10 protein-coding genes are annotated in these 9,166 nt (G+C 66.4%); 7 read left to right on the plus strand and 3 right to left on the minus strand.

All coding sequences use genetic code 11. The features are described 5' to 3' along the window. Positions 1 to 106: 106 nt before the first annotated feature. Complete coding sequence (locus tag ABIB78_RS38505) at positions 107 to 562, minus strand: hypothetical protein (protein WP_429034256.1); 456 nt, start codon at positions 560 to 562, stop codon at positions 107 to 109. 70 nt (positions 563 to 632) lie between these two features. Between ABIB78_RS38505 and ABIB78_RS38510 the strand changes: the two genes are divergently transcribed. From ABIB78_RS38510 to ABIB78_RS38530, 5 genes are all read left to right on the plus strand, one after another. Continuing rightward, entirely contained in the window at positions 633 to 1,418 is a 786-nt protein-coding gene (locus ABIB78_RS38510; RefSeq protein ID WP_429034257.1) for an ATP12 family chaperone protein, read from the plus strand. Positions 1,419 to 1,482: 64 nt separating this feature from the next. Further along, positions 1,483 to 3,063 (plus strand): flagellar hook-length control protein FliK, encoded by a 1,581-nt coding sequence (locus tag ABIB78_RS38515; RefSeq protein ID WP_429034258.1) that lies wholly within the window; start codon positions 1,483 to 1,485, stop codon positions 3,061 to 3,063. Continuing rightward, the gene (locus tag ABIB78_RS38520) at positions 3,060 to 3,323 is read left to right on the plus strand and encodes an EscU/YscU/HrcU family type III secretion system export apparatus switch protein (RefSeq protein ID WP_429034259.1); all 264 of its coding nucleotides are present in this window, start codon (positions 3,060 to 3,062) and stop codon (positions 3,321 to 3,323) included. Before ABIB78_RS38515 ends, ABIB78_RS38520 begins: the two co-directional genes overlap by 4 nt. A gap of 69 nt (positions 3,324 to 3,392) precedes the next feature. After that, positions 3,393 to 4,205 (plus strand): class D beta-lactamase, encoded by an 813-nt coding sequence (gene blaOXA / locus ABIB78_RS38525; RefSeq protein ID WP_429034264.1) that lies wholly within the window; start codon positions 3,393 to 3,395, stop codon positions 4,203 to 4,205. An 82-nt stretch (positions 4,206 to 4,287) separates the two neighbouring features. Beyond that, complete coding sequence (locus tag ABIB78_RS38530) at positions 4,288 to 4,944, plus strand: carboxymuconolactone decarboxylase family protein (RefSeq protein ID WP_429034260.1); 657 nt, start codon at positions 4,288 to 4,290, stop codon at positions 4,942 to 4,944. Between the two features lie 173 nt (positions 4,945 to 5,117). On the opposite strand, the gene ABIB78_RS38535 is transcribed toward ABIB78_RS38530, so the two are convergent. Beyond that, complete coding sequence (locus ABIB78_RS38535) at positions 5,118 to 5,573, minus strand: hypothetical protein (protein ID WP_429034261.1); 456 nt, start codon at positions 5,571 to 5,573, stop codon at positions 5,118 to 5,120. A 139-nt stretch (positions 5,574 to 5,712) separates the two neighbouring features. Then, the gene (locus tag ABIB78_RS38540) at positions 5,713 to 7,068 is read right to left on the minus strand and encodes a PLP-dependent aminotransferase family protein (RefSeq protein ID WP_429034265.1); all 1,356 of its coding nucleotides are present in this window, start codon (positions 7,066 to 7,068) and stop codon (positions 5,713 to 5,715) included. A 377-nt stretch (positions 7,069 to 7,445) separates the two neighbouring features. Between ABIB78_RS38540 and ABIB78_RS38545 the strand changes: the two genes are divergently transcribed. Together ABIB78_RS38545 and ABIB78_RS38550 are read left to right on the plus strand one after the other, a co-directional pair. Continuing rightward, positions 7,446 to 8,339: a DMT family transporter gene (locus tag ABIB78_RS38545; RefSeq protein ID WP_429034262.1), complete on the plus strand. Its 894-nt coding sequence runs from the start codon at positions 7,446 to 7,448 to the stop codon at positions 8,337 to 8,339. A gap of 258 nt (positions 8,340 to 8,597) precedes the next feature. After that, positions 8,598 to 9,095, plus strand: a complete 498-nt coding sequence (locus tag ABIB78_RS38550) for a hypothetical protein (protein ID WP_429034263.1) — start codon at positions 8,598 to 8,600, stop codon at positions 9,093 to 9,095. Positions 9,096 to 9,166: the final 71 nt, after the last annotated feature.

Below are 9,166 nucleotides of genomic sequence, written 5' to 3' on the forward strand. Positions count from 1 at the left end.
ACCGAAAGGCCTTGGCGTTCTTGCGCCTGGCCTCAATCCGCCTCATGCTGCGAAAGCTCTGTCAAAAAACATCATGATCTCGGACAGACTCTTAGGGATACTCGTCCTACCGCCTGAACTGCGCCAAAAACATCCGCAACGAATCGTGTGGGCTCTCGACGTCCGAAATCATCCAGCCGTCGGGACCGTTGACGACGATGAAGTTGAGCGTGACCGCGCGGCCCTCATTGTCGAATGTCACCGTCACATCGGTCTTGTCGAACCGCCGGCGGGGGATTGCGATCGAGATCGGGCCGAGCCGCCAAGTCGGGCTCTGCACCAGGAAATCGTACGGCGCGTCGCGCAGGGCAGTCCAGGCGCCGCGCAGGCTGGAATCGAAGAATTGCCGGGCCGTTTCCTCATCGCGCGGCAGACCATTCGAAAACGCGGCGCTGCCCTTGCCATAATGGGCGTAGACGTTGCGGATCAGCGATTCCGGTGTGCGGAACCCGGCGTCGGTGGCGGCGGCTCCGAGAACCGCCGCAACCAGCGAAAAACCCGCAAGGAATTTGGCGCGTCCCATCAGCTTTATTTGCCGTTGCCGCTGACATATCTTGCAGGGAAACCCTTCCGAACGAAAGCCGGCTGGCGCGATGCGCGAACTCTTCGACGACGTCCCTGAACAATCTCCGCTCGACCCGCAGGAGGCGGTGCGGCGCCACATCCGCAGGCCCCAGCGCAAGCGCTTCTATTCCAGCGCCGGCGCCGCCGAGGCCGATGGCGGGTTTTCGATCACGCTCGACGGCAAGCAGGTCCGCTCGCCGTCCGGCAAGCCGATCGTGGTGCCGACGCGCGCGATCGCAGATGCGGTCGCGGCGGAATGGAATGCGCAGGGCGAGACCATCGATCCCATGACCATGCCGCTGACGCGCCTTGCCAACAGCGTGATCGAGGGGGTGATCGATTGCGTCGACGAGGTCGCCGACGATGCGGCAAAATTCCTCGGCAGCGATCTGCTGTTCTATCGCGCCGGCCACCCCGAGACGCTGGTGGCGCGCGAGGCTCAGCATTGGGACCCGATCCTGTTCTGGGCGGCCGATGCGCTCGGCGCCCATTTCGTGATGGCCGAGGGGGTGATGCATGTCGACCAGCCCAAGTCGGCGATCGGAGCGGCGCGCGCGGCGTTCCCGACCGATCCGTGGTCGGTCGCAGCACTGCATGTGGTGACGACCCTGACCGGCTCGGCGCTGCTGGCGCTGGCGCTGGCGCACGGCGTCCGCGACGAGGACCAGGTCTGGGCCGCCGCCCATGTCGACGAGGACTGGAACATCGAGAAATGGGGCATCGACGAGGAGGTCGCCGCCCGCCGCGCCGCCCGCCAGGTCGATTTCAAGGCCGCCGCCGGCGTCCTCCGGGAGCTCAGCTCGGCTGCCGGTTAACGAGGGGTTTACGGCGCCGGGCTAGCCTGCGGCACGTTCCTCGCGCCTGGCCGAGACCTCCGACATGGCACTTGCCATCAATCCCGTGCTGCCGGTGCTCGCCTCGAACGAGGCGGGCGGTGTTGCGCCAGACCTCACGCTCGAGGCGGGCAGCGTCGTCAACGCGCAGGTCCTGAAGGTGCTGTCCGCCGATCTGGTGCGGATCGCGATCGCGAGCCTGTCGATCGACGTCCAGACCGAGGTGCCGCTGCAGCAGGGCCAGAACCTGCAGCTTGCGGTGTCGCAGACCAATGACGGCATCCGCTTGCAACTGGTCGGACCCGGGGCGGACACCGGCGATGCCGTGCGGCTGTCGCCGGGCGCGGCCAACGTTGCCGCCGCTCCGCAACCCGTCGCCACGGCGCCGAAGGCTGCACTGACGCCGCTGGAGCGCGTCACCATCACCGCGACGGCACAAAATGCGGCGGCCGTGCAGGGCAGCCAGGCGCCGCTGTTTGCCAATCTCACGGCGGTCGCCGCGGCCAATCTGCCACCGAAGCTGCAGGCGGCGATCGCGCAGGTACTGGCGCAGCAGACGGGCCTCGACGAGAATTTGAGCGGCGATACCGTCAAGACCTGCTTCCAGAAGTCCGGCCTGTTGTTGGAGGCGACGCTCGCGTCGGGCGTTGCGCCGGCGAGCGGCAGCGTGCCTGATCTGAAGGCCGCGCTGATCGTGCTGCGCCAGGCGCTGACCTCACTCGGCACGGGTGATGCCGCCAGGCCTGCGTCCACGCCGTTCCCGCAACCGGCGCTTGCCAGCGTCGCCACGGCGCCGAGCCTCGTGCCACCCGGAACACCCGACCTCGACGTTCAGGAAATCCTGCTGCCGCAGGCCCGCGTGCCGGTCGCCGAGGATCTCACCCGCGGCGCCACCGGGCTCGCCGGGGCGCTCGCGGATGCGCTCGATGCCGGCCCGTCCGCGGGCGGCGCGCTCAACCTCATTCAGGAAGCGCTGCACGAACTCGGCAACCCGGCACGGCAGGGTGCCGTGCCGAGAGACATGGCAAGCGGCGAGGTGCCCGCACGCGGCAGCGCGCCGCCACCACCGTTTCACGGCGCGCTGCCGTCGGCCCAGGCTGTTGCGGAGCCGTCGATTGCCCCGGGCACGCCGCTCGCGACCGCCGCGCATCGGCTGTTGGAAAACACCGACGCGGCACTGGCGCGGCAGACGCTGCTACAAGTCGCCTCGCTGCCGGACCGCGGCGACGGGTCGCGCCCGCAGCTCGATGCCATGGCGCCGCGCTGGAATTTCGAGATCCCGTTCCTGACCCAGCAGGGCACCGCGATGGCGCAGTTCGAGATTTCCCGCGACGGCGGCGGGAATGAAGTCGAAGCCGCGAAGCGGGTATGGCGGGCGCGCTTCACGCTCGACGTCGAGCCGGCCGGTCCGGTGCACGCGCTGGTCTCGCTGAACGGCGAGCGCACCTCGGTGCGGATGTGGGCCGAGCGGCCGTCGACCGCGGCGCAATTGCGCGCCGGCGCTTCCGAGCTGAGCCAGGCGCTGACCAGGGCTGAACTCGTGCCCGGCGATATCGAGATCCGCGACGGCAGCCCGCCGCAGCCTGCGCCCGCGCGCGCCGGCCATTTCCTGGACCGGGCATCATGAGCGACGCGCAGAACCAGCTCGCGGTCGCGCTGCATTACGATCACGCCGGCGCGCCGCGCGTGGTGGCCAAAGGCAAGGGCGCGATCGGCGCCAAGATCATCGAGGTCGCCAAGGCCAACGACATCCCGATCGAGGAGAACGAGGTTTTGGCCGGCGCGCTCTCCAATGTCGAGCTCGGCGACGAGATTCCGGCCGAGCTCTACAAGGCCGTCGCCGAGGTGCTGGTGTTCGTGCTGCGGATGTCGGGCCGGGCGCGGTAGCGCTTATTGCCATCCTTTCACCACGATGGCATCAGCATCGTCGTCAACCCGAACTGTTCAGGTCCTGTCGTGATCAATCGCCGCCATGTGCTCGGCCTGTTTGCTGCAGCTAACATCCTGCCGTCGCGCAGCTTTGCCAATGTATCCTATCAGCGCAGTGAATTTCGCGAGGACCTGCAAAAGCGGTTCTTCGATCTCGGCACCGAGGGCACCTTTGTCGGCTACAAGGTCGACGACTATCTGATCATCGCCAGCGACAAGACCCGTTCGGGCGAGGGCAAGCTGCCGGCGTCGACCTTCAAGATCCCGAATGCCCTGATCGCGCTCGAGACCGGCGTGGTGCAGGACCCGGACAAAGATGTGTTCAAGTGGGACGGCGTGACCCGCAGCATCGAGGCCTGGAACAAGGACCACACGCTGCGCTCGGCGCTCGCCGTGTCGGCATTTCCGGTGTTCCAGGAGATCGCCCGCCGGATCGGCGAGGAGCGGATGAAGAAATATCTCGACATCGTCGACTACGGTAATCGCGACATCGGCGGCGGCATCGACCAGTTCTGGGTGACGGGCAATTTGCGGATCGATCCGGTGCAGCAGATCGATTTCCTCGACCGGCTGCGCCGCAACGTGCTGCCGGTCGGCAAGCGCCCCCAAGAGCTGGTGTGCGATATCCTGCCCGTGACGAAAGTCGGCGACGCTGTCATTCGCGCGAAAACCGGATTGACCGACAAGGAGCACGGCTCGCTCGGCTGGCTGGTCGGCTGGGCCGAGAAGGGCACCGACATCACCGTGTTCGCGATGAACATGGACTGCAAGACCCAGGCGCAGATCGACGCGCGGATGAGCGTCACGCAGCAATGCCTTACCGATATCGTCGCGCTGTGACGACCTGACCTGCGTGCACCGCGACTGGTCGCTGTCGCGCCGCTCGACTAGCATCCTCCGATAAATCAAAGCGGAGGAAATCATGCATTCGGCATCCGTCTGGCTCTCGTCGCTTACGCTGGCCGCGGCCGGCGGCTGGCTCGCGGCTACGATGTTCTCGGCACCCGCCACCAGCAAGGAGCCGCGCTTCCCGCAGCTCACCATGGATCAGCTCAACGACCAGCAGCGGCCGCTCGGCGAGGCGATCATGAAGGTGTCGAGCGTCGGCATCGGCGGGCCCTACAACCCGATCATCCGCAGCCCGGTGCTCGGTCAGCGGCTCTACGATCTGTTCTATTATCTGCGCTGGCAGACCTCGGTGCCGACCAGGCTCAACGAGTTCGCGATCCTGATCATCGGCCGGCAGTGGCGCTCGCAGGTCGAGTGGTTCGCGCATGCGCCGCTCGCGGCCAAGGCCGGGCTGTCGGCCGACATCATCGCCGAGCTGAAGGCCGGCAACCGTCCGGCGAAAATGGCCGACGACGAAGCCGTCGTGTACGACTTCGTCACCGAGCTGACCACGACCAGGAAGGTCTCCGACGAGACTTACGCGCGGGCCAAGAAGGTGTTCAACGATCAGCAGATCGTCGACCTCACCGCGGTCGCCGGCAATTACGTGATGGTCGCGATGATCCTGGCGATGGCGGAGGAGACGGTGCCGCCCGGCAAGGAAGAGCCGTTCAAGGTCGGCCAGAAGTAGTCGCGCGGCCGAACGGGCGGCGTGATGACGTTCCGAAGGAGGTCATCACGTTCCGGCGTGTGCTGCGGCGTGTCGCCAGAGCGTTTTCGAGCGAAGGGGCACCGGTTCGCGTGAAAACGCGTCAAAATAACGATCTAGAGCCCCGTTCGGATTCTACCGGAACGGAGAAGGCTCTAATGCCGCGTGAGCGCCAGCGAAACCGCCGTCACATTGCTCTGTTGTGGTCGGATCGACACGGTCTGCCTTCCGCCGTGCGTTGTCAGCGACAGGTTGGCGGAGAAATTGTCGCCGCGTGCTGCGGCATCGACGTGATCGCCGGCCGCACGTCCCGAAATGATTCCGGACGCATTCCGGCTCGCTTCGGTCCATTCGCCGGAGATCGCACCGCCTCGGTATTCAACGTTGCTGGCCAGATCGAAATGGTAGCTCTGGCTGGCGCATCTGAGCGACAGGCGAAGCTCGGCGCCGGTTCCGGCGACGTCGTAATTCGCCCGGCAACGCAACTGTTCCTGCATGCCGTCCGATGTTGTCAGCGTGCCTCCTCCCGACCATGAACCCGCCATGGCGAGCAAGGGCGAGGCGGGCGCGGCTTGCAATGGCGACGCGAACACGCCGAGCGACAACAGCACGAGGCTGGTTTTCGCAAGAGTGGATCGAGACATCTTGGCCTCCTTTACCGGTTGATGCCCTCTAACGCAGCAGGGTTCCAAAGGTTCTTCCAGCCGGCATTGCGCAATGCGATGCGACAGACTGGTTCCGCGGCGCAAGCTAGCGCCCGATCGCCCGCTGCAACGTCGGCATCAGCTTGGGGTCGCGGCATTGCGCGACGTTGAAGCGCATGAAGGCGGCCGCCGACTGCGAGGCGCTGAACACGTTGCCGGGTGCCAGCACGACATTGTCCGTAAGCGCGGCACGCGCCACGTCGGCGGAGTCGCGGCCGTCGGGCAGATGGCACCACAAATAGAAGCCGCCGCGCGGCATCAGCCAGGGTTCGATGCCGATGCGCTGCAGTTTCTCGCCGACGTCGCGGCGGGCGCGGGCCAGCCGCCGGCGCAGCTCCTCGACGTGCTTGCGATAGAAGCCGCTCGCCAAGACGCTGGCGATGATTTCGGTCGCGACCGCGCTCGGGCCGCCGAAGCCGGTCGCGACCTGGAGATCGACGAGATCCTCGATCCAGTCCGGCCGCGCGGCGATGAAGCCGCAGCGCACCGATGCCGACAGCGTCTTGGAGAAGCTGCCGATCCGGATCACGCGATTGAGCCCGTCGAGCGCGGCGAGCCGCGCCGACGGCTCGGGCTCGAAATCGGCGAAGATGTCGTCCTCGACGATCGTCAGGTCATAGGTTGCGGCGGCATTCAGCACGCGATGCGCGGTCTGCGGCGACAGCGTGGCGCCGGTCGGATTATGCAGTGCCGAGTTGGTGACGTAGAGCCGCGGCCGCTCGGCGGCGAGTGTGGCCTCGAAGCTCGTGACGTCGGGCCCCGTCGCCGTGTAGGGCACGCTGACGATCCTGACTTGATGCGCGCGCAGCAGCGCGCGGAAATTGAAGTAGCAGGGATCGTCGACCAGCACGGTGTCGCCTGGCCGCAGCAGGAAGCGGCAGACCAGATCGATCGCCTGGGTGCCGGACGCGGTCAGCAGCAGCTGCTCGGGCGGCACCTCGAGGCCCTCGTCGGCGAACCGTGCCATCAGGATCCGGCGCAGCGCGAGCGAACCGCGCGTCACGCCGTAATCGGAGAGTACGGCATCATCGGCCCGTGCCAGGCCGCGCAACGCGCGCCGCAGCGCTTCGGTCGGCATCCACTCGGCCGGCAGCCAGCCGCAGCCCGGCTTCAGCGCGCCGGTCTCGGCATCGAGCGATTGCCGCGACACCCAGAACGGATCGACTGCGCGATCGCGCTGCGGCTGGTCTTTGGCCAAGGCAAGCGGCGGCAGCGCGGTCGCCGAGACATAGAAGCCGGAGCCGGGCCGGGGGCGGATCAGGCCCTCGGCCACCAGCCGGTCATACGCCTCAACAACGGTGGAGGGCGAGACGCCCATGGTGGCGGCAAGGCCGCGGATCGAGGGCAGGCGATCGCCGGCCACCAGCGCGCGGCTAGCGACCTTGGCGCGGATCGCGTTCATCACGTCGGCGGTCCGCGTGGCTTTCGGCGCATCGGATTGCGGCGCATCGGATTGCTGTTGCAAGTGTATGTCTACCTTTGCCCATACAGTTATACGATATTGTACTGATCTGTGGCTGCCTTGGCGAGCCTCCAACGGCTATGGTCGTAATCAGATCGAAGCAACGGGCTTCGCGTACTTCACCCCGCTTGCGGGGAGAGGTCGGAACGCATCGTAAGATGCGTTCCGGGTGAGAGGGAGTCTTCGCAAACGCGTTTGCTGCCGCATACGCGGAAGCAGCCCCTCACCCCAACCCTCTCCCCGCGAAGAGCGGGGCGAGGGAGCGCAGTTCCGTCGCGGTTGCTATCCGACCTGACATCACGGGAAGGCGAGGTGCGATGGATACGAGAGTGCTTGCGGGCAAGGCGGATACCAAGGCTTCGATCGACGGCTGGGGCAGCGGCCTGCTCGGCGTAATTATCTTCAGCGGCTCGCTGCCGGCCACCCGCGTTGCCGTGGCCGGGTTCTCGCCGCTGTTCCTGACCTCGGCGCGGGCCGCCATCGCTGCGCTGCTCGGCGCGGCGCTGCTTGCGGTGCTGCGGCAGCCCTGGCCGCAGCGCAAGGACCTGGTGTCGCTGATAACAGTCGCGCTCGGCGTCGTGATCGGCTTTCCGCTGCTGACCGCGCTCGCGCTTCAGCACATCACTTCGGCGCATTCGATCGTGTTCATCGGGCTATTGCCGCTGTCGACCGCCGTGTTCGGCGTGCTGCGCGGCGGCGAGCGGCCGAAGCCGCTGTTCTGGCTGTTCTCCTGCATCGGCAGCGCGACGGTCGGAGCATTCGCATTGTCGGGCGATGGATTGGCGTCGCTGAGCGGCGACCTCCTGATGGTCGCCGCGATCGTCGTCTGCGGCCTCGGCTATGCCGAAGGTGCTGCGCTGTCGCGCCGGCTCGGTGGCTGGCAGGTGATCTCCTGGGCGCTGGTGCTGTCGGCGCCGGTGGTGCTGCTGATGACGATCATGACATTGCCGCCGAACTGGCACGGTATCGGTGCGCCGGCCTGGCTCGGGCTCGCTTATGTCTCGATCTTCAGCATGCTGGTAGGCTTCGTGTTCTGGTATCGCGGGCTCGCCATCGGCGGCATCGCCAGCGTCGGCCAGTTGCAGCTCTTGCAGCCGTTCTTCGGCCTCGCGCTGGCCGGGCTGCTGCTGCACGAGCCGGTCGCCTGGTCGATGATCGCGGCAACCATGCTCGTCGTCGTCTGCGTGGTGTTCGCGCGCCGCTTCGCGTGACGGTTTTCTCACCCTCATCGTAAAGCGGGCGGAACGCGGGTCTCCGGATGCTTCGCATCGCCAGGCGCCCCAGCACAGATCTACGGCACCCCGCGCCTGACGACTTCCCGCCAGAAATTATTGTAAAGCGCGCGCTAACCATGCCAAGCGCTAATTCATGCCGCCGGCGGCACGGCCCCGCACTGTTACGGATCGGGTTTCAGTGATCCTTAAGTGGAGCTTTCCATCATGCGCGCCGACGCGACACGAGAGGGGCAGATGACCTTCAGGTTCATTGCGCCTGACGCGATCAGGTCGGCAAGCCAGCGCGCGCTGTTGGATCATTGGGATCAACTGTCGGCTGGGCGGACATTTCCGGCTTTCGCCGAACTGAGACCGGATCCCGCGATGCATGATGTCCGGCAACTCGTCGCATGGGCGGTCGAAGGTGAGGGACGCTTGCGCAAGTTCCGCGCGATGTATCAGGGCGAGAACGTCGCCGAGGCGTTCAATTCCGCCTGGGCCGGCAAGACCATGGAGCAGGTGGTCCCGATGTCGCTCCGGCGCATTACGCTGGAGCCGGCGAAGCAATGCGCTGCGAGCGGCTGCGCCGTGTACATGGTGTTCTCCACGATCGATGCCAGCGGCCAGCAGGTCGATTGCGAGCGGCTGCTGCTGCCGTTCGGCGGCGCGAAGGTCGAGCATCTGCTCGCGTCGCTGCAATTGACCGTCGTCAGAAGCAGGCCCGGCATTCTTAGAGTCTGTCCGAGATCATGATGTTTTTTGACAGAGCTTTCGCAGCATGAGGCGGATTGAGGCCAGGCGCAAGAACGCCAAGGCCTTTCGGT

The organism is Bradyrhizobium sp. I1.14.4 (genome assembly GCF_050435825.1).
Lineage (GTDB): Bacteria > Pseudomonadota > Alphaproteobacteria > Rhizobiales > Xanthobacteraceae > Bradyrhizobium.

What these genes read in the sequence shown, in the direction of transcription:
- ABIB78_RS38505 (WP_429034256.1), bottom strand. Translation starts at nt 562, where the DNA reads ATGGGACGCGCCAAATTCCTTGCGGGTTTTTCGCTGGTTGCGGCGGTT.
- ABIB78_RS38510 (WP_429034257.1), top strand. Translation starts at nt 633, where the DNA reads ATGCGCGAACTCTTCGACGACGTCCCTGAACAATCTCCGCTCGACCCG.
- ABIB78_RS38515 (WP_429034258.1), top strand. Translation starts at nt 1,483, where the DNA reads ATGGCACTTGCCATCAATCCCGTGCTGCCGGTGCTCGCCTCGAACGAG.
- ABIB78_RS38520 (WP_429034259.1), top strand. Translation starts at nt 3,060, where the DNA reads ATGAGCGACGCGCAGAACCAGCTCGCGGTCGCGCTGCATTACGATCAC.
- ABIB78_RS38530 (WP_429034260.1), top strand. Translation starts at nt 4,288, where the DNA reads ATGCATTCGGCATCCGTCTGGCTCTCGTCGCTTACGCTGGCCGCGGCC.
- ABIB78_RS38540 (WP_429034265.1), bottom strand. Translation starts at nt 7,068, where the DNA reads ATGAACGCGATCCGCGCCAAGGTCGCTAGCCGCGCGCTGGTGGCCGGC.
- ABIB78_RS38545 (WP_429034262.1), top strand. Translation starts at nt 7,446, where the DNA reads ATGGATACGAGAGTGCTTGCGGGCAAGGCGGATACCAAGGCTTCGATC.
- ABIB78_RS38550 (WP_429034263.1), top strand. Translation starts at nt 8,598, where the DNA reads ATGACCTTCAGGTTCATTGCGCCTGACGCGATCAGGTCGGCAAGCCAG.